Source organism: Cupriavidus sp. FW305-F7 (assembly GCF_058782875.1).
The window spans coordinates 121,162-142,599 of the sequence record NZ_JBYSYC010000018.1 but is presented as its reverse complement, the minus strand read 5'-3'; the positions used below and the strand labels follow the sequence as shown (position 1 = coordinate 142,599).

Here is a 21,438-nt window from a genome sequence, read left to right as displayed (position 1 = left end):
CCAGCATGCCAGCCTTGGCAAGGGGGTACGACATTTCTATTTGGCTCAAGTACGACATTACTATTTGGGCCTAACAATCACGTTGCGCATAATAAGTGTTATGTCAAATCATCGTTGCCGCATTCCACATGCAACCGCGACCCCTATGTCTACGCCCCGCCACCAGTGACCAATGCCGAAACGCGCCCTCCCGATGCGTAAACTATCCTCTGGGCAGGATGAGGATGTTCCTATCGATACGAAGGAGCAGCAACGAGTACTTCAGCGAATCCCACAAATCGGTGTTTAGGATTCCAATGGCAGGCCATCGACAACGCGATACGCTAGAACGGCAGTCCTCCGCCCGGCAGCATCAGCGGAAGGCATGCTTTCTCAGAACCAGGAGCGCATCACGTCAATTGGACTCTTATGACCTTGGCAAGTCACAGGCGGCGCACGGCGACGTCAAGGCGAATATCAAGAAGGCGGAGTAACAGGATATGGAGAGGGCGAGCACCCAACCCATCGCACCGCGGCCGGGATGGCAAAGGCGGCCAGCCGATTGGCCGCCTTTGACCGCTTCGGCTGTTCCTCGTTACATGCCGGCATCAGGAGACACCCATGCTGGAGACGATGCTGGATCAGTTCCCTCCCCTTGAGCAGGAAGCTTTCCGCGAGACCTGTCTGCGTAACGGGGTCGCACCCGACGGATTTACCGTAACAGCCGTTGAAGACGCTGCAGGCGCTGTGCCGGCACGCGGGCGCACCGTCTCGGTAGGCTTCGGGAGAGAAATCCGCCAATACGACGGAAACCAGGGTGCGCAATGGACTGTCGATTTCGAGGACGACCTGAGATCGCGCGTGTTCGGCTGAGCTTTGCTTCTCTGCGCCACCGTTGCGCCCGGTACGCCAGCGGCTGCCATGTAACCACAAACAGCCGCCGCCAGATCAACCCCAATCACACAGGCCCATCATGAACTTCATTACCAGCGCCGGCCCGCTAATCTCGTTGATTGCCGGCATCCTTATTCTTGTCATTCCGCGGCTGCTTAACTATATCGTCGCCATTTACCTCATTGTCATCGGCCTGCTCGGGCTGTTTGGCGGGCACCTGCGCTGAGCGGCGGCGGGGCCGCTCGCCACCTTCCGGCATGAAAGCAAAAGCCCCGCGCGGATGGCTCCGGCGGGGCTTGGGCGAATTTGGTTGCGGGGGCAGGACTTGAACCTGCGACCTTCGGGTTATGAGCCCGACGAGCTGCCAACTGCTCCACCCCGCGGGGCGAAATATACGCTGATTGGCGGCACATGGATACCCCTTCCCCCAAATAAACTCTGCAGACTGCTCCCCGGCGTCCTGCGTTCAGAACCCAACATTCTCCCGCCCCTCTAGCTTCAACAACGTGCGCGCCTCCTCCGGCGTGGCAACTTGCCGCGAAAGCGCTTCAATCACACTGCGCACACGCAAGACCTGCGCGGCATTGCTGTCGGCCAGTTTCCCGGGTCCGTCCCACAGCGAGTCCTCCAGCCCGACGCGTACGTTGCCGCCCATCGCCGCGGAGATCGCCGCCAGGGGCATCTGGCTGCGGCCGGCGCCCAGCACCGACCAGACATAGTCCTTGCCGAACAGCCGGTCCGCCGTGCGGCGCATATGCATCAGGTTCTCCACATGCGCACCGATGCCGCCCCGCAGCCCGAATACGGACTGGATCAGCAGCGGCGGCGTCAGCAGCGCGCGATCGAGAAAATGGGCGGCCGTGTACAGGTGCCCGATGTCGTAGCATTCGATCTCGAAGCGCGTCTGGTTCTCGCTGCAGGACTGCAGGATGTAGGCGATATCCTTGAATGTGTTCCTGAAGATGCCGTCATAGCTTTGCGCAAGATAAGGCCGTTCCCAGTCGTGTCGGAATTCCGTGAAGCGGTCCAGCAATTCGTACAGTCCGAAGTTCATTGAGCCCATATTGAGCGAGGCGACTTCCGGGCGTAATTGCAGTGCCGGCTGCAGCCGCTCCTCCACGCTCATCGTCGGCGCGCCGCCGGTTGTCAGGTTGATCACCACGTCGAGGGGTGCCGCGCAGGCAGCCAGCAGACGGAGGGATCTGGGCATGGCGAGCTCCAGGGCGGTAGTGCGCTCCTTGATTCTAGACCGACTCGATCTACTCAGACAGGCGTGCCGGCGCCACGGTAGTGGATGCTGGCGACGGAATGCGTCCTGACGAATGCGGACGATTCGCGCTACCTTGCGCGCAATATTCCCGTTCGCCTGCTCAGGCAGGCGCCGCCTTTGCGGCCTGTTGGTCAATCTGCCGCCGCATTTCATCGGCCAGTGGATGCAGCCCGCTGGTGGAAGCGGATGCGACCAGGCTGTAGCCCAGCCCTTGGTTTGCCCATGAGTATCCCGCGACGCCGGCCTGTTCGTGCGCCTTCATGGGCATGTCCCGTTCGACCTGCATGGGCCGCACCAGCATGGCCAGTCGCGTCCCGTGTCCGTCGTCATACATGAAGAGGCCGGCCGGTCCATGCTCGGTTGCCACCAGGCGCCCGCCCATGTAGTGATAGCCAGCCTTGCTGAGATCCGGCAGGGAGACCGGACGCCGCAGGCGCGTGGATACCCAACTGACCAGCGCAGCGCTGTCTTCCGCGCTAAGCTCCACTGGCCGGGTCGTGTCAGAGGCGAAGACCTGGTAACTGGCCGTGGCTTCGCGCGCGAGGGCTGCTATGCCACCGGGCGCCGGCTCGGTTGCACCGCGCCCGATCCAGCCGCCCATGCCGCCTATGCAGAGGGCGACAAGGACGGAAGCTGCCATTCGCCAGGGGCCGCCGGACCGCGTGCGGCGAGCCTCGAGCATGTGGCGCAAGTTCAGGTCCGGCGGGATGGGCTCGTGGACGATCGGGGCAAGCGACGCACGCAATTGTTCGCGCTGCGCGATATAGCCCTCGATGCGACCAGCGACGTCCGGATGATGGCGCATGTAGGCTTCGATCTCGCGTCGACGTGTGTCGTCCAGAGCGTTGTCCACATAGGCCTGCAGGTCTTCTTCCTGCACGGGCCGATTCTCGCTCATTTGACCCTCCGCAATACCGACATAGGGGCTGCCGCTGGCACACCGGCCGCCGTGATTCTCAGAAGCTTCTCCCGCGCGCGCGACAGGCGCGACATCACGGTGCCAATGGGGATGTCCAGCACGCGGGCAACGTCCGCGTACGACATGTCTTCTACCGAGACCAGCAACAGGACGCTACGCTGCTCCGCAGGAAGCGCGTCGAGCGCGCTCATGAGGTCACGGTAGTGCAGCGCGTCCTCCTGAGTGGCGCGCGCGACCATCTGGGATTCGGCCACGTCGTCAATGGCGACGTGCATGCCCTGGGTGCCGGCATACTTGCGCAAGGCAGTCATTGCCAGATTGTGCAGGATGGCAAAGACCCAACTACGCGTGTCATCGTTGTTGCGTCGGCTGTTCCAGTAGGTGATGACTCTCTCCAGGCAGTCCTGCACCAAATCATCGGCGGCGCTCGTGTCGCGCAGCAGTGCGCGCGCATAGCGGCGCAGCGCCGGGATCATCGGCTCGACTTGGAGCAACATGTCCTTCACTGCGATGTCCTTTTCCGTTACATGCAGCCAACGGGTGGCAATACGGTCCGCGCGTCATACCTTCGCAGGCTGCCGCGCGGACGGTCCTTCGATTACAACGCCTGCACCTGCACCTGAACCGGGGCCGCGGGCTTGCCGTTCTCGGACGGGGCGATGACCAGGTAGCGCCGCGATTCGGCTCTCGCAACCCCTTGTACGAACTGCCGGATGGGGCCGATCGCATTGACGATGGCCGAGCCCGCCGGGTTGGTCGTGAAGGTGGCGATGGGCTCCAGCGTGCCGGTACCGTCTGAGCGGCTGCTTAGCGCAAGCACATAGGGTTGTTTGGGTTGCAGTCCGGTAGCTGACGCCTGCAGCACCTGGAGCAGGCCCTGGTCAAACAGCGTAACGCTCGTTGGCGGGTTGTCGGTGACGACTGGCTTGCCATCAGCGACAGGCACCAGCTTCAATTGTGTAGTCTGTCCCGCCACACCCAACTGCTGAAGGCCCTGGGTTCCCGTCCCTTCGGGAACAGCTTTGGGAACATAGGCAATGGCTTGTGGTGCCTGCCCAATCGGTACATTGGCAATCACCTCGTTGGTGGCTGTGTCAATGGCGGCAAGATTGTCCGCATTCTCAAGACCGACGTAAACACGGGTCCCGTCGCCGGAGGGCCAGACTCCATGTGGCAGGCTTCCTACAGGGATGGTCGCGACCTGCGAGAAATCATCCGTACGGAAGACCTTGACCTGATTTAAGCCGCCGACAGTGATGTAAGCAAACGTGCCCGCTGCCGTGTGCGCAAAATTCACATGGTTGGTAATGGGGCCGGTTTCAAGGGTCTTGATCAGGCGGAACGGGGGCCGGGCTTCGAAAACCTGGGCCTTGCCGATGTCCTTAAGGGTGAACCATACCTGTTTGCCGTCAGGCGTGGCAGCGATATTGGGGCAGAAGGGGCTTTCCTGCTTCACACGGCCCACGACCTTGTGGTCGGCGACGGTCACGACGGCTGTTTCCGGGTTGAACGACGAGCAGATGTAGCCGTACTTGCCATCTGGCGAGAAGATCTGCATGCCTGGCCCCGCGGCTACAGTGATGCGAGTCTTCTCCTCAAAGGTCTTGGCGTCAATGACGGAAATGTAGTTCTCGCCGCGAACCGTTACCCAGACTTCCTTGCCATCTGGGGTGTAGAACGCCTCATGGGGCGAGCGCCCCACATAAGTCACATGCTTGACGGCATTACTGGCCGTGTCGATGAAGGAAACCGAGTTGGACCCGATGGACACAACCGCCAGAGTCCGGTGGTCGGGCGAAAAGCCCATACCATGGACGAGGACCTGGCCGCGGTACAGCGGGCTGAAATTGCCCGGCGCGGGGTCGCCCAGCCGGATGACGCCCAGGAGCTTGTTGTCAGCCGGGTCCGTGACCGAAACAGTATTTGAGAATTGCTCGGCAGCATAGATGCGGTCCCGGCGGCTGATGGGCACATCCGGGGTGCTTATTGCGCCTGGCGCTTGCCCGGCAAACGTTGGCCCGGCCACGCCGAGAAGGAGCGTGAGGTACAGGGCATTTCTGAAAGGGTTTCGATTCATGGCTTGGCCTGGCTATCAGTGCGTGTGCGCGGAATGGTCGTGGGAGACCGGTTGCGGGAGGGATTGACTGGAGCCAGTTGCCTGAGTAGGCGCCGGCTCGGAAGGAGGAAGTGGCTGCCCGAGCGCGAGGCGCATCGCAGCGATTTCTTGCAGTTGCTCTACGACGATTTCCTGCGCGATGCGTCTGAGCTGCACATTTTTCCCGTAGCGCAGCTCAGACATTGCCATGTCGATTGCACCCTGGTGGTGCGGAATCATCATGGCAGCGAAGTCTTCGTCAATGTTCCCGCCGGGCTTGACAGCCATGCCATCCATCATCTTTGTCATGGCGGCATCGTTCTCAGCCATGAACTTCTCTTCGTCTGACCCGGCTTGCGTCGCGGCAGCAACCGATATGGACAGTGGCGCCATCAACGCCAGGGCGCCCCAGGCAAGCGCCCGCAATCGGCATGAGCGGTGGAAGAACGTCATTTTTCCCTCATCGTCGAGAGCCCCAAAATGAGGGCCGTTGCGAGGTAGACGAGTCGGGGCCACTGCTTATTCCGGCGCGGATGAAATTTTCTTCGCTACTTGAGGAGTGGAACTTCCGACGCTCGGCCGAGACGGACACGCCTGACTGTATTTAGCATGACAATTTCGTAATCGTCTCAGCGCTCATTTGTCAGTATCGCTCCTGCATAGTCGTGCCGAATCATTGATCCGACAACGCTTACGACCGCCATATCGGGAGATGCACATGACCGGCCACTACCCTCCCAGCCCGGGACGCAGCCGCTTGCGGCTTGGTTTGCTGGCTCTCATCGCTGTTTCCGGCGTCTGTCATGCGCAATCCGCAGTCACAGCGGCCGATCCCGCACTCAGTACGCCAGCGCCCTCCCTTGCCAGTTGTGTTTCGTGCCATGGCACCTTAGGCGCCGGTACGGCAACTGGCGCACCAAGGCTTGCGGGAATGAATCCGGACTATCTTGCGCATGCACTGTCCATGTTCAAGGCAGGAACCCGTGCGAGTGCTGTCATGCAAAGCGTTGCACACGACCTCTCCGACGGCGAGATACGCAGCCTCGCGGTGTTCTTTTCAGCCCAGCATCCTCCGCGTGTCGAGGGTGCACACCCGCCTCCGCCAGCTCTGGTGATGGCCGGCAAGCGACTGGCCGAGCTGGGAGCGGCTCCGGACATTCCCGCCTGTTTCAGCTGCCATGCGGCCGATGGAAAAGGCAACGGCGCACGCTACCCTGGCATTGCCGGTGAACCGGTGGCATTTGTCATCAACCGGCTCCATGAGTTCCAGGCCCGCGCGAAGGCGGGAACACCAGCGCCGGGGACAATGACGGCCGTGGCGGCCACGCTGAACGAGCAGCAGATTGAACAGGCTGCGGCTTACCTGTCGGTGATCGATCCCTGAGGCGACGGGCACCCGCTGGAGGCATCGGCCTGGGTCGGGAAGCTCTTTCCACATCTGGTGGACGTAGCCCCCTCCCCTTGCAAACCGCCCGTGAGCGACTTGCCTTACGGATGCCAGGCCTACTTGCGCATGCCGGCTTCGGTCAACGCGCAAAGTGCCACGGCAGACCAATCGTGCTCAGCACCAATGCCTTGCGAGCGCACCGCAAGAAAGCGATCGTGCACGAAGCTCGCAAGCGGGAGCGGCACACCGAGCGCTTCGGCGGCCGCCAGCATCAGGCGATTGTCCTTCTGGCCGAGCGGCAATGAAAAGCCAGCCGGCTGGAACTGCTGCGACGCGATCATGGAACCATAGATCTTGTAGGGCGGCGCATTGAAGTTCGCGTTGGTCAGCAGATCGACGAAGTGCATCGGGTCGATTCCCGCCTTGCCTGCCACCGCGCAGGCTTCGCCCAGCGTCTCGATGATCACGGACAGCATGAAGTTGCCGATCAGCTTTACGAGGTTCGCCTGCGACGGATCGGCCCCGACGATGCCGACGGACTGCCCCAGCTGTTCAAGCAGGGGCACCGCAACTTTCAGGTGCTCGTCGGCGCCTGCGGCCATGATGAAGAGCTTGCGCGCCGCCGCCGCGTCGGGCCGGCCAAACACCGGCGCCGAGACAAAGCCCACCCCGGCTTCACGATGCCGCACCGTGAGAGCCTGTGCGGTATCGACGCCGATCGTGCTCATTGAGATATGCACCGCGCCTGGCCTGAGTCCAGCGAGGATTCCCGTTTCGCCGAGCGTGACCAATGTGAGCGCGGCATCGTCGGCGACCATCGAGAAGACGACGTCAGCCAGATGTGCCGCTTCGGCCGGACTCGCCGCGACCGTGGCCCCTGCCCTGCGCAGCGGTTCGGTACGCGCCGGGTTGCGGTTGAACACTTGCACCTGGTGCCCGGACTCGAACAGATTCATGGCAATCGCGGCGCCCATCGAGCCAAGCCCGATAAATCCAATCTGCATGATGAAACTCCGAATAACGAATAATGTTGACAAGGTAGCGCCCTGGCAGGGTCGCGATGACGGGCGAAGCTTGCCCGTCCGCTGCCACCCCGTGCTATCGCAGCGGCGGCGCCATGAAATCCGGACCGACCGGATCGGTCACATGCTGTGCGAGCAGGATATCGATGTCCTCCTTGTCCTGCGCGCTCAGCTTCCATCCGAACGCGTCGCCGATGCCGCCCAACTGGTCCGGGCGACGCGCGCCCCACAGCGCAATCGTCGGGCCCTGGTCGAGGATCCAGCGGATCGCCAATGCCAGCACCGACTTGCCATGGCGCTCGCGGGCAAACGCCGAGAGCGCCTCGACTGCCGCCAGGTACTGCGCGAAACGCGGCTGCCGGAACTTCGGATCGGCATTGCGCAAGTCATCACCGTCGAACGTGGTGGACGCATTCATGCGCCCGGACAAAAGGCCTCGGCACAGCGCACCATAAGCCAGCACGACAAATCCCCGCTCACGCGCGTAGGGCAGTACGTCAGCCTCGATCGCGCGCTCGAACAGGTTGTAAGGAGGCTGGACTGCCGCGAGCCGTGTCGCCACAGAGAACGCGTCCATCTGCCGCGGGGAAAAGTTGCTGACGCCGACAGACAGGATCTTTCCTTCCACGCGCAGCTTCTCCAGTTCGGCCGCGGTGTCTTCGAATGACACCAGCGTGTCCGGCCAGTGCACCTGGTACAGGTCAATGTAGTCGGTGCGCAAGCGGCGCAGTGAATCCTCGATTTCCTGCCGGATGCGCGCCGGGGTGGCGTTGCGCTGCACACCGCTGTTGCCCCATTCGAGCCCGGCCTTGGTCGCGATCACCGCATCCTGGCGCCAGCCAGCCAGCGCCTTGCCGACCACTTCTTCCGAATGGCCGAAGCCATACACCGGTGCGGTGTCGATCAGATTGATGCCATGGTCGAGCGCGCTGCGGATCGTCGCCATGGCGGCGTTGTCGTCGGTTCCGCCCCACATCCAGCCGCCTATCGCCCATGTGCCCAACGCAATGCGCGATACCGCAACCGGGATGCCTTCAATTCGTATCGTCTCGACATTCATACTCAATCGCTCCAGTAGATGGTTGCCTGCGAGCGTTGGCCTACGCGTCGGACTGCGCGTCGGACTGCGCGTCAGACTGCGATCGGCCACCGCATCAGGCGCGTACAATCTAGCTCATATATCGTTGAGTTGAATTCAACGAACCATTGAGGCAAGCCACATCACCTGTCTGTCATGCCCGCCTTCACCCGCACCGAGCTTGCCGATCTCAATGTGTTCGTCACCATCTGCCGCCGCCGCAGTTTCCGGCAGGCGGCCGTCGAACTGGGGGTGTCAACGTCCGCGCTAAGCCACTCCATGCGCAATCTCGAAGCGCGGCTGGGCGTGAAGCTGCTCAATCGCACCAGTCGCTCGGTGGTGCCGACTGCGGCCGGCAGCGCGCTGGCGGAACAGCTTGGCAGGGGCTTTGAGACCATTGGCGCGGCCATCGATGAACTCGATCGCTACCGCACATCGCCGGTCGGCCGCCTGCGTATCAACGTGCCGCGCGACGCGTCGCGCCTGCTGATCGGGCCGATCCTGCCAGCTTTCACCGACGCGTATCCGGAGATCCAGCTCGACATCACCGTCGACGATCGCCTGATCGACATCATTGCCGACGGCTACGACGCCGGCATCCGCTACGGCGACACGGTCGCACGCGACATGATCGCCGTGCCGCTGACGCCACCGTTACGCTGGGTGATCGTGGGGTCTCCCGCATACCTGGCGCGGTGTGGGCGCCCGACGAAGCCAGACGACCTGATGCGCCACGCGTGCATCCGCATTCGTATTGGCGACAACTCGCTGTATCGGTGGGAGCTTGGCAACGGACGCCGTGCACTCGAACTCGACGTGCCTGGCCCGGTAAGCGCCAACGAGACGGACACCGCCGTCGATGCCGCGCTGAACGGCGTCGGGCTCGCGTACTGCCTCGAACGCCGCGTGGCCGACGATATCGCCGCCGGCCACCTTGAAGTAGTGCTGCCGAAATGGGCGGTCGCCGGGCCGCCCATGGTGATGTACTACCCAAGCCGGCGGCAGACACTGCCGGGCCTGCGGCAATTGATCGACATGATCCGCTCGGCCAACACCTGACAGGCGACGGGCGCATGCGCGCTCCGTGACACGCAGGATTTTCTTCCTTGACTATTCGTCTAGTTCTGGATAATCTGTCCATATGACGAAGCGAACCAAGGAGCAGCAAGCGCTGCTCGATCAACTCAAGCAAGTGGCGCAGGGCCTCGGCGAGACCCTGGCGCCGTTTTGCGAGGTCGTTGTCCACGACCTCCTGGATCCCAGGCACGCCATCCTGGCCATCCATAACAACCTGTCGGGCCGCCAGCCTGGCGACCCGGCCACAGAACTCGGCCTGGCCCGCATCGCCGATCCGCAATACCAGCAAGTCATCGCCAACTATGCGAACCAGTTCGCCGATGGCCGCCAGGCCAAGAGCACATCGATCGGCATCAAGGATTCCAGCGGGCAATACATCGCTGCCCTGTGCCTGAATGTGGATCTCTCGCTGTTTCGTGGTTTGCAGACCATGCTGGGACAGTTCGGCACGGTCGGCGCGGCTGCGGGTGTTACCGAGTCGCTCGATCCGGTCGGCGCGGATGCCATCCGGGATCGCATTGACCAGTTCGCGGCGCGGCTCGCCACCACGCCCCGTTCGCTCAAGGCAACGGACCGGCGCGCGCTGATGCGCGAGCTCAAGGAATCGGGTTACATGGAGGTGCGTCGGGCCATGGAGGTCGTGGCGATGCATCTGGGCGTATCGCGAGCAACGGTGTACAGCGATGCCAAGTGACGCCCGCCTGCTGCTGCTCGACAAGGACGAGGTGCAGTCCTTGCTACTGCCTGACGACGTCCTGGAAGCCGTGCGCGAGGCCTTCGTGCTGCATAGCCAGGGCGAGGGCCGCGTGTTCCCGGTGGTGCGCGAGCCGCTGGTAACCGGCGGCGTCTTCGGCATAAAGTCCGGGGACGTGCAGGCACAAGGCTTGCTGGGTTTCAAGGCCGCGGGATTCTGGCCCAGCAACCGTCAGCTTGGCGGTGAGCCGCACCAGGCCACCATCATGCTGATCGATCCCGCGACCGGGCGGCCCGTCTGCCTGCTGGACGGCAATGCGGTCACCACCATGCGCACCGGCGCCGCGGGTGGCCTGGGGCTGCAGCAGCTCGCACGGGCGGACAGTACCCGCGTGTGCGTGTTCGGCACCGGTGTCCAGGCGGGCGTGCAGCTCAGCTTTGCCCTGCGGTTGTTGCCAGCACTTGGCGAGGTCCGCTATGTCACGGTGGACGGCAAGCGCGACGCTGCTTTCGAGGCGCAGTTCGCGCACCGTTGCGACATCTCGCCCGCGGGCGACCGCAATGCTGCAGTGTCCGAGAGCGACATCGTGATCACCGCAACGCCGGGAGCGGGCGCCTTGTTCGAAATGCAGGCGGTACAGCCAGGTACACACCTGAATTGTGTTGGCGCCGACACCAAGGGCAAGCGCGAGTTGCCCGAGGGCCTGCTGCAGCGGGTGCGCCTGTTCGTCGATGACCAGGCACAGGCACGCCAGATCGGTGAAACCCAATGGGCCTCCGATACGCCGTGCATCGAACTGGGCGACCTGCTGACAGGCAAGGCCCGTGTGGACCGGCAACCGACGGACATCACGGTATTCGACATGACCGGTCTCGCCCTGCAGGACCTGACCGTCGCCCGCCTGCTCCATCAGCGGGCCGGCGCGGCCGGCGTGGGCTCCAGCATCCCATGGTCGTGGTAACGCTTTGATCGATGTTTGCATTATGTAGGAGCTGCTTGCTTTTCACGATGTCACCGTAGCCGCCGCGCGGCTTCGGCGCCTTGCCCGCGGCATGCCACAGATGCGCTACCGGACGGTCAAGGACCTCAATTCCTTCCCTTTTGTCCGGAGTTGGTTTCATGCGTATCATCCCTGCCCTCACAGCGCTCGCATTGAGTGCTGCCTGTAGCTTCACTTCCGCCGCCCGCGCGGCCGACAACCCCTGGCCGCAAAAGCCGGTTACCGTTATCGTTGCCTCCGCTGCCGGCGGCTCGGCCGACGTATTGACCCGCGTTGTGCTGACCCACCTGGCGAAAGAAACCAACGCCAACTTTGTCGTCGACAACCGCCCGGGAGCCGCCGGCAACATCGGCATGGCGCAGGTCAAGCGCGCTGCCCCGGATGGGTACACGCTGGGCTATGGCAACATCAACACCCTCGCCATCAATCCGGCGCTGTTCAGCAAGCTTCCCTACGATGTGCGGCAGGACTTTGTGCCTGTGGGCCGCATGTTCTCGATCTATAACCTGCTTGTGGTCCGTGCCGATTCCCCGGTCAAGAACGTGGCCGACCTGCTGGCACTGGCCAGGAAATCCCCGGGCAAGCTGTCATATGCCGCTGCGGGCACTGGCAGCAGCGGCCACATGGGCGGCGAGTTGCTCAAGAAGATGGCCGGCATCGACGTGTTGTTCATTCCATACAACGGAGATCCGGCGTCCCTGACCGACCTCGCCGGTGGCCGGCTCGACTACACCATTACCAATGCGTCGGTGGCATGGCCACTGGTCAAGAGCGGCAAGCTGCGCGCGCTGGCGATCACCAGCCGCGAGCGCGTCGCGCTGTATCCCGACGTGCCGACGCTCAATGAGTCAGGCCTGAAGGGCTATGAAAATGTCTCGTGGGGCGGCCTGGTGTTTCCCAAGGGCACGCCGCAGCCGATCGTCGACAAGCTCAGCATGGCGTTGGAGAAGGTGCTGAAGACCGACAGCCTGCGCCAGGACCTGGCCAATGCCAACGCCGTCGCCGCCACCGGCACCCGCGCAGAATTCATCCAGTTCATCGCCAGCGAGCAGAAGAAGTGGGCCGACCTGATCGTAACCGCGAAGATCCCCAAGCAGAACTGAGCTTTCCGCCGACCATGTCCAATCCCCGCATTGCGATTCTCGGCTTTGCCATTGAATCCAACCGTTTTGCTCCAGTGTCCACGCGCGCCGACTTCGTGTCGCGGGCTTATCTTGCCGGCGATGCGCTGCTGTCGGATGCCCGCGCCACCGCCCCAGCCATGACGCCGGAGATCCCTGCCTTTGTCCGCCGCATGGATGCCGGCGGGCAGTGGCAGCCCGTCCCTATCCTGTTCGCCAATGCAGAGTCGGGCGGCCCGGTCGACCACGCCTTCTTCATGGAGACACTTGCCATCTTTGAACGGGAATTGCGCGCCGCGCTGCCGCTCGATGCCGTCTACATTTGCGAGCACGGTGCCGCCATCACCACCGAAGAGGATGATCCCGACGGTTTGGTCTTCGAGATGGTGAGGTCCATCGTTGGACCGACGGTGCCGATCGTCGCCACCGTCGACCTCCATGCCAATGTGTCCGATCGCATGGTCGACGCGGTCGATACGCTGATCTCCTATCGCCGTAATCCCCATACCGACATGGCCGAGCGCGGCGCGGATGCGGCTGACATCCTGATCGAGTTGATGCAAGGCACGCGCTTTTGCGTCGCGCATGTGCGCATGCCGGTTTGTGCGCCCCCGACCCAGCTCTTGACCGCGCCCGGAACCGGACCGTACGCCGACATGATCGAACAAGCGGAAGCACTGGTTGACCCGCGCATCGTCAATATTTCAGTGGTGGGCGGCTTTGCCTTTGGTGACACCCCGAAGAACGGCATGACGGTCATCGTCACGACCCGCGGCGATGCCGACTTCGCCAGGCAGACCGCCCATGATCTGGTAATGCCGGCGTGGACCGGCCGCACCGCGTTCACGCCCGCGTTGACGTCTCTTGACGAGGCGGTCGCGCTGGCCAAGGCTGCTGGCGATGACCACGCGCTGCCGCCCGTATTGCTGTCCGATGTAGCGGACAACCCCGGCGGCGGCGGGCGCGGCAACACGCCCTTCCTGCTGCAGGCGTTGTTGCGAGCCGGCGTGCGTGATGCCGTGCTCGGTGTGGTCACCGATCCTGAGCTCAGCGCGCAGGCCCATGCCCTCGGCGTGGGCGCCGAGTTTACCGCCCGCTTCAATCGCGGCGAGAGCACCGCATACTCCGATGCCTTCAGCGCACCCGCCACGGTACTGCGGTTGCACGCGGGCCAGGGCGTGGGGCGACGGGGGCAGTTGGCCGGCTGCAGCTATAACCTGGGCCCGTCGGCCCTGCTGCGGGTGGGAGGCGTGAAGGTCGTGGTGATCACCAATCGCCATCAATGCCACGAGCCCGCTTTCTTGGAGATGTTTGGCATCGATATCGCCGCTGCCCGCACGGTGGTAGTGAAATCGCGCGGCCATTTCCGCGCGGCGTTCGATGAGTTCTTTGATCCCGGGCAGATTTTCAGCGTCGATGCTCCGGGGCTGACATCGCCAGTATTGTCCCGCTTCGACTTCAAACGCCTGCCGCGGCCGGTGGTCCCGCTTGACGCCATGACCGACTGGACGCCGCATATCCGGCTGTTGCGCAAGCACAGCGCGCTCCAGTGAACCCTTTGCCGATCCAGCCAGACATGTCCACAACTCTCGACTCTCTCGATACCCCGGCGGCCGTCATCGACCTCGCCCGCATGCAACGCAACATCGACCGCATGCAGCAGCGCATGAACGCGTTGGGCGTGCGCTTCCGCCCACACGTCAAGACCTCCAAATGCACGCCGGTCGTGCGCGCCCAGCTTGCCGCCGGCGCGCAAGGCATCACGGTGTCCACGCTGAAGGAAGCCGAATACTTCTTTGCTGAAGGCATCACCGACATCGTCTATGCCGTCGGCATGGCGGCGCATCGGCTGCCGCAGGCGCTCGCGTTGCGGCGGCGCGGGTGCCAGCTGAAGCTCCTCACCGACAGCGTGGCCTCGGCCGAGACGATCGCCGAGTTCGGGCGGGCGAATGATGAGGTGTTCGAGGTGCTGATCGAGATTGACACGGATGGTCACCGCTCCGGCATCCGTCCGGAGGACCCTGCGCTGCCGGATGTCGGCCGCGCCCTGCACGATGGGGGCATGCGCCTGGGTGGCGTGCTGACCCACGCTGGCTCGAGCTACGAGCTTGACACCACCGAGGCCCTGAGCGCCCTGGCGGAGCAGGAACGCGCCGGCTGCGTGCGTGCGGCCGAGCGTCTGCGGGCCGCGCAGCTGCCGTGCCCGGTGGTCAGCATCGGCTCGACTCCGACGGCACTTTCCGCCGCGCAACTCGATGGCGTCACCGAGGTTCGGGCCGGCGTCTATGTCCTGTTTGACCTGGTGATGAGCAATGTGGGCGTCTGTACCACCGATGACATCGCCCTCAGCGTACTGACCACGGTGATCGGCCATCAGGGCGACAAGGGCTGGGCCATCGTCGACGCCGGGTGGATGGCGATGAGCCGCGATCGCGGCACGCAGAAGCAGAAGCGGGACTATGGCTATGGGCAGGTCTGCACGATCGACGGCACGGTGTTGCCGGGCTACGTGCTCAGCGGCGCCAACCAGGAGCATGGCATCGTGTCGCGCGAAGGAGCGCCCGATGCCGATATCGCCGCGCGCTTCCCGGTTGGCACGCGGCTGCGCATTCTTCCCAACCATGCGTGCGCGACCGGCACGCAATTCCCCGAGTACCAGGCGCTCTCCGAAGACGGTGAGCTGGCGGCATGGCAGCGCTTCCATGGCTGGTGAGATGGACGCAGCGGGGCTCGTGCACGGAAGTCTTCTACAATGGCGGCCATGTGTCCGCAGCGCGGACGCGCGACGGAACCCATCCATGCCAGCGAAGAAGAAACTCCCGGCCAAGTCCGCGCCGAGTCAGGCTAGTCAGGCCCCACCGAAGCAAGCCACGCTGAGCGCCATCATGGCGCGTATCGACAGCATCCGCGACACCCTGGGCGCCACCGGCCAGCGCATTGCCGACTTCATTGCCCGTCATCCGGAGGAAGTGGTCCATATGTCCGTCAGCGAAGTGGCCGAGCGCACCGGTGCCAGTGAAGGCAGTGTGGTCGGACTGTGCAAGGCGCTCGGCGCCACCGGTTTCCAGCAGCTGAAGATCGTGCTGGCGCAGGAGATCGTGCAGCCGGTACAGATGATTCACGAAGACCTGGAACCGAAGGACGATGCGGCCGCCGTGGTACGCAAGATCTTCCAGAGCAATGTGCAGACGCTGCTCGACACCCAGTCGACCCTCGACGTGGGCGCGCTGCAGCGCGCGGTCCAGATCCTGAAGAAGGCCAAGCGCATCGAGATCTACGGCATCGGCAGTGCGGCCACCATCGCCGAGGATGCGCATTACCGCATGCTGCGCATTGGCCTTAACGTCAAGGCCGTGATCGACTCGCATGTGCAGGTCATCAGCGCGGCCTTGACCGGCCCGGATGTCGCGGTGCTGACCATCTCGCATTCCGGCAGCACCTATGAGACCGTGACGGCGACGCGACTGGCGAAGGAGGCCGGCGCACACACCATCTGCATCACCAACTTCGGTAAATCGCCGATCCAGGCCTTCTCCGATGTGGTGCTGCTGACGATGGCGCGCGAGACCCACTTTCGCACGGAGGCGATGACCAGCCGCCTGGCACAACTGGCGATCATCGATGTGCTGATCGCGTGCCTGGCGCTGACCGACTACGATCGCGCGGTCAAGACCATCCGCCACACCTTCGACGTACTGTCGCTCAAGCGCTATTGAGCCTGGCGTGCAGGGCCGTGCGGCCGGCACACCATGTATTCAGCAACTGAGCAGGGGTCTCCGCCTCGGCCCCGGAGCCGGTGCCAAGCAGCAGATATGACATGCCCATCGCGACCGCGCCCGCGGCATCGGTCGCCGGGTTGTCGCCGATCATCAGCGCCTGCGCCGGGCTTGCCTGCAGCCGCCGCAGTCCTTCGTGGAACAGCGCATCGGCGGGCTTGCCGATGATGCACTCGGGATCCACGCCGGCACAGGCTGTCAGCGCGGCGAGCAGCGCACCGGTCTCCGGCACGCAGGTGCCGTTGTCGCCGGGATGGCTGAGATCGGGATTGGTGACCACCAGCCTGGCGCCGGCGCGCAGCACATTCGCCGCCAGCGCCAGCTTGCCGTAGTTGAAGTCGGGATCGCGCGCCAGCAGCACCACGTCAGCGCCCTGCTCCACCAACTGGCAACCGATCCGCTTCGCATGGCGGCGCAATGCCGGGCTGCCCAGCAACAGAACCCGCGCCTCGGGGGAGGTGCGGCGCAGCCAGTTCACAGCCATTTCGCCGGCAAGCACGAGTTGCTCCGGTGCAACGGGCAGGCCCATGCGGCGCAGCTTGCGCGACATGCCGGCCGCGGTGTCGGTGGAGTTGTTCGACACGATGGCATAGCGGCCCTGCAACGCCTCGAGCAGCGCGGCCGCGCCCGGCATGGCGGCGCCGTTGCGGATCAGCGTGCCGTCCAGGTCGACGATGTAGCGCCACGCCGGCGCGCGCCAGGGCGGCAGCGCCGGCTGCGGGATCGAGGCATCGTCGGTGGCACGTTGGCCGGAGGGGAACCGCCTGATATCTGTCATCTTTGCGTTCGAACATTTTGAGTAACGCTCATTCTACATTCAATTTTTATTGAACAACATTCACTGGATTGTCATGTAGGTCTTCTAGCATCCGTGTTGCCCCATCCCCAACCGCGCGACACGGAACCTCCATGAACACCCTGCGAACGAGATGTCTCGCTGTACTGGCTGGCGTTGTACTGAGCTCGGCGCTTGCCGGCTGCGGCGGCGGAGATGACTCCGCCTCCACGGCAACGTCACAGCAACTTTCATCGGCACAAGCGAACGAGCAAAAAAAGCCGGCGGACACGCTGCGCTGCGCCCCCTGAGCCTCTGTTGATCTCTTCCCACGCCATCGCCCACAGGTCAGCCACATGCAATCCAACGACAGACGCAATTTCCTCCGCACCGCCACCCAGGCCATGGGTGCCGCCGCCGCGCTCACGGTGCTGCCGCCGAGCATCCGCCGCGCGCTTGCCGTGCCCGCCGCGGTAGAGACAGGCACCATCAAGGACGTCAAGCACATCGTCATCCTCATGCAGGAAAACCGTGCCTTCAATCACTACTTCGGCACGATGAAAGGCGTGCGAGGCTTCGGCGACCGCTTCCCGATCCCGCTCGAAAGCGGCAAACCGGTCTGGTACCAGTCGGATGGCACGAAGGAAATCCCGCCCTTCCACCTGGACAAGCAGACCATGAACGCACTGCTGGTCCCGAGCACGCCGCACTCGTTCTCCGATGCGCAGGCGGCCTGGAACCAGGGCAAGTTCGGCATGTGGCCCAAGTACAAGAAGCCCTACTCGATGGGTTACTACAAGCGCGACGACATCCCCTTCCAGTTCGCGCTGGCCGAAGCCTTCACCATCTGCGACGCCTACCACTGCTCCATCACCACCGGCACGGATCCCAACCGCATCGTCTTCTTCGCGGGTTCCAACTTCAACCCGGAACTCGGCAAGAGCGGCGTCAACTGCACCGATACAGACTCCGAGCCGAACAACCTGCGCTGCTGGATCACGGGCGCGCTGCCGACGCCGGGCTACACCTATGCCGGCTCGTCTTTCCGTTGGCCGACGATTCCCGATGTCCTGCAAAAGGCCGGCGTCAGCTGGCGCATCTACCAGGATCCGAACGACAACTGGACTGGCGCGATGCACGGTGGCCTGGCCTTCGATTCGTTCCGCACGGCGCAGCCGGAGTCGCCGCTGTACAAGGAAGGCATGAGCCTGTGGACCATCGAGGACCTGCAGCGCGACGTGATGAACGGCACGCTGCCCGAGGTAGTGTGGGTGCTGCCGACCAAGCTGCAGTCCGAACACCCGGGCGCGCCGTCAAGCCCGCAGCACGGCGGCAACTTCACCGCCCAGGTGCTGAACGCACTGACGTCGAACCCGGAGGTCTGGAGCAAGACCGTGTTCTTCCAGACCTTCGACGAGAACGACGGGCTGTTCGATCACCTGCCGCCGCCGGCCGTGCCCTCCTACAACCTGGACGGCACGCTCGCCGGCAAGTCGACGCTGCCGCTGGAAGGCGAGTATTTCTCGGACCCGGCACGCAAATACCTGCATCCCCAGGACACCATCAGCGGCAACCTGCGCCCGTGGGGACTGGGACCGCGCGTGCCGATGTACGTGGTATCGCCATGGAGCAAGGGCGGCTGGGTCAATTCGCAGACCTTCGATCACACCTCGGTGGGCCGCTTCCTCGAGCAGCGCTTCGGCATCACCATTCCCGCCATCAGCCCCTGGCACCGCGCGGTCAGCGGCGATCTCACCTCGGCCTTCGATTTCGCCACGCCTAACGACCCGAAATTCCCCGCACTGCCCGATACCAGCGACTACGCGATCATCGAAGCCCAGCAGAAGACCATGCCGGCGCCGACTCCGCCCGCCACGCCACAGCCGCTGTTCCAGGAAATCGGCACCCGCTTCTCGCGCGCCCTGCCCTATGAGCTGCACACCAGCGCGCGCGTCGACAGTGGGGGCCGCAGCGTGACCCTGCTGTTCGCCAACAGCGGCATGCAGGGCGCGGTGTTTCATGTCTACGACAAGCTGCACCTGGACCGCATCCCGCGACGCTACACCGTGGAAGCGGACAAGACCCTGTCGGACGCGTGGGACGTCGTCGCGGACAACGGCAAGTACGACCTGTGGGTGCTCGGGCCGAACGGCTTCGTCCGGCATTTCACCGGCACCGCGGCCGCCAGCGGCGCGCAGCCGGAGTGCCAGGTCTGCTACGACCCGAAGAACGGCCAGTTGTACCTGCATATGCGCAACACCGGCAACGCCGCGTGCACCGTCACGGTACAGTCCAACGCGTACCGCAACGATGGCCCGTGGACGCTGACCGTACCCCCGGGCGGCGAGGTCGTGGAAGAGCGCTGGTCGCTGGAAAGGAGCGCGCGCTGGTATGACTTCAGCGTCGTGCGCGCGGACGACGCGAGCTACCTGCGACGCTTTGCCGGCCGTCTGGAAACCGGCAAGGACAGCGTCAGCGATCCGGCCATGGCCATGCCCGCCGCGTGATTTCCGGCACCTGCTAATTTTCTTTGACTATTGAGCGGGCGGCCTGCCTTGGTGCAGGCCGCTTGTCCATTCGCCGCCGACGGCGGCGGCTATACCACCGAGGGAAGGACCTATCACCATGTACCGCCGATTTTGCATCCGGACCATCACGGCAATCGCATTGGCCTGCGCCGGCCTGGCCGGCAGCGCGACCGTATTCGCGCAGGCGCAGCACGATGGCAGCGCGGCCAGCCCGTTGCGCGTCGTGCTGATTCCGGCCGACGGCGGCACCGAGGATGGCACGAAGAAGGATTTCGAGCCCATCTTCGGCGCCATCAGCCAGGCCACGGGACTGAAATTCGATATCAAGATCGGACAGAGCTACGGCGCCGTGGTCGAGGCGATGTGCAATGGCGCCGCCGATATCGCGTGGTATGGCCCGGCCAGCTATCTGCAGGCCCGCGCCCGCGGCTGCGCGGAGTTGCTGGCGCTCGCCGTGCGCGACGGCCAGTCGGTGTACTACTCGGGCATTTTCGCCCGCGCCGATGCCGGCATCGAGCGGATCCGGGACCTGAAGGGCAAGAAGATCGCGCTCGGCGATGTCAACTCGACGTCGAGCTTCAATGTGCCCGTGGCCATGATGCTTTCATCCGGTGTCCGGCCGGCCAGGGACGCTGCCATGATCAGCATGGCCGGCAGCCACGCCAATGTGCTCAAGGCCCTGGCCGAAGGCCTGGTCGATGCCGGTGGCGCCTCGTTCGATTCCTTCGAGAAAGCAGCCAACGCAAAGGCCATCGATCCCGCCAGGATCAAGGTGGTGGCGAAGAGCGCGCCGATTCCCTATCCGCCGCTCGCCATGCATCCGAAACTGAGCGACGGCGTAAAGGCCAGGCTGCGCGATGCCTTCAACAACATCAACAAGCTGCCCGGCATCACCAAGGATCAGATCCGCGGCTATGGCGGCAGCAAGGTCGACGGCTATACCTCCAAGGTGAGCGAAACCGACATGGCGGCCGCGGGCAAGATGTTCGAGCTGGTGACCGACCAGGTCAAGGCCGACATCATCATGAAGGCCGGTGCGCACTGATGATCGACTTCGATAGCGTATCCAAGGTCTGGCCCGATGGTACGGCGGCCTTGTCCGACGTCAGCCTGTCGGTGCCGCGCGGGCAATTCTGCGTTGTGCTCGGGCCGTCGGGCGCGGGCAAATCGACGCTGCTGCGCGCCGTCAACGGCTTGATGAGACCAGGCACGGGCGGCGTGGCAATCGACGGCATCGAGCTGACCCGCGCCACCGAGCGCCAGCTGCGCCGCCGGGTTGCCATGATCCATCAGCATTTCAACCTGACCCCGCGCATGAGCGTTGCGCGCAATGTGTTGGCCGGCGCGTTGCCGGAGGTTTCAATGTGGCGAGCGCTGCTAGGCTGGTTTGAACCCCGGTACCGCGCACGCGCGTGCGCCCTGCTGGCCGGCGTGGGCCTTGACCCGTCGCACTTGCCGCGCCGCGCCGGCGAACTCTCGGGCGGGCAACAGCAGCGCGTCGGCATTGCCCGCGCCTTTATGCTCGACCCCGAAGTCATCCTGGCTGACGAGCCGGTCGCCAGCCTGGACCCCCGCATCTCTCGCGACATCCTGACCCTGATCCGGGACGCCGCGCGCGCCTGCAATAGCGCTGTCCTTTGCAGCTTGCACCAGGTCGACCTGGCGCGCGAGTTCGGCGACCGCATCGTCGGGATGCGCAGCGGCCGCATCGTGTTCGACGGGACACCCGCCGATTTCACGGATGAGGTAGTCGAGCGATTGTATGGCGGCGTCAGCTGGGAAGAAGCCGCACCCTCCCCCTCGCTACCGCTTGCCGCTTGAAG

Annotated in this window: 20 protein-coding genes, 1 tRNA gene and 1 pseudogene; 13 read left to right on the top strand and 9 right to left on the bottom strand. The window is 64.0% G+C overall.

Translation table 11 applies throughout. The features are described from left to right. Nucleotides 1-600: 600 nt before the first annotated feature. Both AC3WL8_RS18595 and AC3WL8_RS18590 read left to right on the top strand, forming a co-directional pair. The gene (locus AC3WL8_RS18595; RefSeq protein ID WP_211981321.1) at nt 601-852 is read left to right on the top strand and encodes a hypothetical protein; all 252 of its coding nucleotides are present in this window, start codon (nt 601-603) and stop codon (nt 850-852) included. A gap of 100 nt (nt 853-952) precedes the next feature. Beyond that, nucleotides 953-1,099 (top strand): DUF3096 domain-containing protein, encoded by a 147-nt coding sequence (locus AC3WL8_RS18590; protein ID WP_078196252.1) that lies wholly within the window; start codon nt 953-955, stop codon nt 1,097-1,099. A gap of 81 nt (nt 1,100-1,180) precedes the next feature. Here the strand turns inward: AC3WL8_RS18590 and AC3WL8_RS18585 are convergent. From AC3WL8_RS18585 to AC3WL8_RS18560, 6 genes and pseudogenes are all read right to left on the bottom strand, one after another. Continuing rightward, a tRNA-Met gene (locus tag AC3WL8_RS18585) sits at nt 1,181-1,256 on the bottom strand. Between the two features lie 83 nt (nt 1,257-1,339). Beyond that, nucleotides 1,340-2,041, bottom strand: a pseudogene (locus AC3WL8_RS18580) (beta-keto acid cleavage family enzyme); the annotation flags it as partial. A gap of 202 nt (nt 2,042-2,243) precedes the next feature. After that, nucleotides 2,244-3,041 (bottom strand): anti-sigma factor family protein, encoded by a 798-nt coding sequence (locus AC3WL8_RS18575; protein WP_211981322.1) that lies wholly within the window; start codon nt 3,039-3,041, stop codon nt 2,244-2,246. After that, nucleotides 3,038-3,559 carry an RNA polymerase sigma factor gene (locus tag AC3WL8_RS18570; protein ID WP_211982169.1) on the bottom strand — a complete coding sequence of 174 codons (522 nt, stop codon included), beginning with the start codon at nt 3,557-3,559 and terminating at the stop codon, nt 3,038-3,040. The genes AC3WL8_RS18575 and AC3WL8_RS18570 overlap by 4 nt, the downstream gene beginning before the upstream one ends. 101 nt (nt 3,560-3,660) lie before the next feature. Then, nucleotides 3,661-5,139: a YncE family protein gene (locus AC3WL8_RS18565; protein ID WP_492378525.1), complete on the bottom strand. Its 1,479-nt coding sequence runs from the start codon at nt 5,137-5,139 to the stop codon at nt 3,661-3,663. 15 nt (nt 5,140-5,154) lie between these two features. Beyond that, nucleotides 5,155-5,610, bottom strand: coding sequence for a DUF305 domain-containing protein (locus tag AC3WL8_RS18560; protein ID WP_211981324.1), 456 nt, complete (start codon nt 5,608-5,610; stop codon nt 5,155-5,157). Nucleotides 5,611-5,869: 259 nt separating this feature from the next. On the opposite strand from AC3WL8_RS18560, the gene AC3WL8_RS18555 reads away from it, so the two are divergent. Then, the gene (locus AC3WL8_RS18555; RefSeq protein WP_211981325.1) at nt 5,870-6,541 is read left to right on the top strand and encodes a c-type cytochrome; all 672 of its coding nucleotides are present in this window, start codon (nt 5,870-5,872) and stop codon (nt 6,539-6,541) included. A gap of 119 nt (nt 6,542-6,660) precedes the next feature. On the opposite strand, the gene AC3WL8_RS18550 is transcribed toward AC3WL8_RS18555, so the two are convergent. Continuing rightward, nucleotides 6,661-7,548 carry an NAD(P)-dependent oxidoreductase gene (locus AC3WL8_RS18550; RefSeq protein ID WP_211981326.1) on the bottom strand — a complete coding sequence of 296 codons (888 nt, stop codon included), beginning with the start codon at nt 7,546-7,548 and terminating at the stop codon, nt 6,661-6,663. Between the two features lie 94 nt (nt 7,549-7,642). Beyond that, complete coding sequence (locus tag AC3WL8_RS18545) at nt 7,643-8,626, bottom strand: aldo/keto reductase (protein WP_211981327.1); 984 nt, start codon at nt 8,624-8,626, stop codon at nt 7,643-7,645. A 174-nt stretch (nt 8,627-8,800) separates the two neighbouring features. Here AC3WL8_RS18545 and AC3WL8_RS18540 point away from each other — a divergent pair, with 174 nt between their 5' ends. The 7 genes from AC3WL8_RS18540 (at nt 8,801) to AC3WL8_RS18510 (ending at nt 16,252) form a co-directional block, all read left to right on the top strand. Continuing rightward, complete coding sequence (locus tag AC3WL8_RS18540) at nt 8,801-9,703, top strand: LysR family transcriptional regulator (protein WP_211981329.1); 903 nt, start codon at nt 8,801-8,803, stop codon at nt 9,701-9,703. An 82-nt stretch (nt 9,704-9,785) separates the two neighbouring features. Then, a complete protein-coding gene (locus tag AC3WL8_RS18535; RefSeq protein ID WP_153956587.1) occupies nt 9,786-10,415 on the top strand; it encodes a helix-turn-helix transcriptional regulator in 630 nt (209 codons plus the stop codon). After that, entirely contained in the window at nt 10,405-11,376 is a 972-nt protein-coding gene (locus AC3WL8_RS18530) for an ornithine cyclodeaminase family protein (RefSeq protein ID WP_211981331.1), read from the top strand. The genes AC3WL8_RS18535 and AC3WL8_RS18530 overlap by 11 nt, the downstream gene beginning before the upstream one ends. A gap of 158 nt (nt 11,377-11,534) precedes the next feature. Next, complete coding sequence (locus AC3WL8_RS18525) at nt 11,535-12,518, top strand: Bug family tripartite tricarboxylate transporter substrate binding protein (RefSeq protein WP_153956589.1); 984 nt, start codon at nt 11,535-11,537, stop codon at nt 12,516-12,518. A gap of 14 nt (nt 12,519-12,532) precedes the next feature. Then, nucleotides 12,533-14,089, top strand: a complete 1,557-nt coding sequence (locus tag AC3WL8_RS18520) for a M81 family metallopeptidase (protein ID WP_211981333.1) — start codon at nt 12,533-12,535, stop codon at nt 14,087-14,089. A gap of 23 nt (nt 14,090-14,112) precedes the next feature. Beyond that, nucleotides 14,113-15,249, top strand: a complete 1,137-nt coding sequence (locus tag AC3WL8_RS18515) for a DSD1 family PLP-dependent enzyme (RefSeq protein ID WP_211981335.1) — start codon at nt 14,113-14,115, stop codon at nt 15,247-15,249. 169 nt (nt 15,250-15,418) lie between these two features. Then, nucleotides 15,419-16,252, top strand: coding sequence for a MurR/RpiR family transcriptional regulator (locus tag AC3WL8_RS18510; RefSeq protein WP_211982171.1), 834 nt, complete (start codon nt 15,419-15,421; stop codon nt 16,250-16,252). Here the strand turns inward: AC3WL8_RS18510 and AC3WL8_RS18505 are convergent. Next, entirely contained in the window at nt 16,239-17,090 is an 852-nt protein-coding gene (locus AC3WL8_RS18505) for an HAD-IIA family hydrolase (protein WP_153954067.1), read from the bottom strand. The two genes, AC3WL8_RS18510 and AC3WL8_RS18505, sit on opposite strands and share 14 nt — an antisense overlap. 353 nt (nt 17,091-17,443) lie before the next feature. Between AC3WL8_RS18505 and AC3WL8_RS18500 the strand changes: the two genes are divergently transcribed. The 3 genes from AC3WL8_RS18500 (at nt 17,444) to phnC (ending at nt 21,436) form a co-directional block, all read left to right on the top strand. Further along, nucleotides 17,444-19,594 carry a phosphocholine-specific phospholipase C gene (locus AC3WL8_RS18500; protein WP_211981344.1) on the top strand — a complete coding sequence of 717 codons (2,151 nt, stop codon included), beginning with the start codon at nt 17,444-17,446 and terminating at the stop codon, nt 19,592-19,594. A 118-nt stretch (nt 19,595-19,712) separates the two neighbouring features. Then, nucleotides 19,713-20,660: a phosphate/phosphite/phosphonate ABC transporter substrate-binding protein gene (locus tag AC3WL8_RS18495; RefSeq protein ID WP_211981345.1), complete on the top strand. Its 948-nt coding sequence runs from the start codon at nt 19,713-19,715 to the stop codon at nt 20,658-20,660. Then, on the top strand, nt 20,660-21,436 hold the full coding sequence (phnC, locus tag AC3WL8_RS18490; protein WP_153954064.1) for a phosphonate ABC transporter ATP-binding protein: 777 nt from the start codon (nt 20,660-20,662) through the stop codon (nt 21,434-21,436). The genes AC3WL8_RS18495 and phnC overlap by 1 nt, the downstream gene beginning before the upstream one ends. The last annotated feature ends 2 nt before the right edge of the window (nt 21,437-21,438 follow it).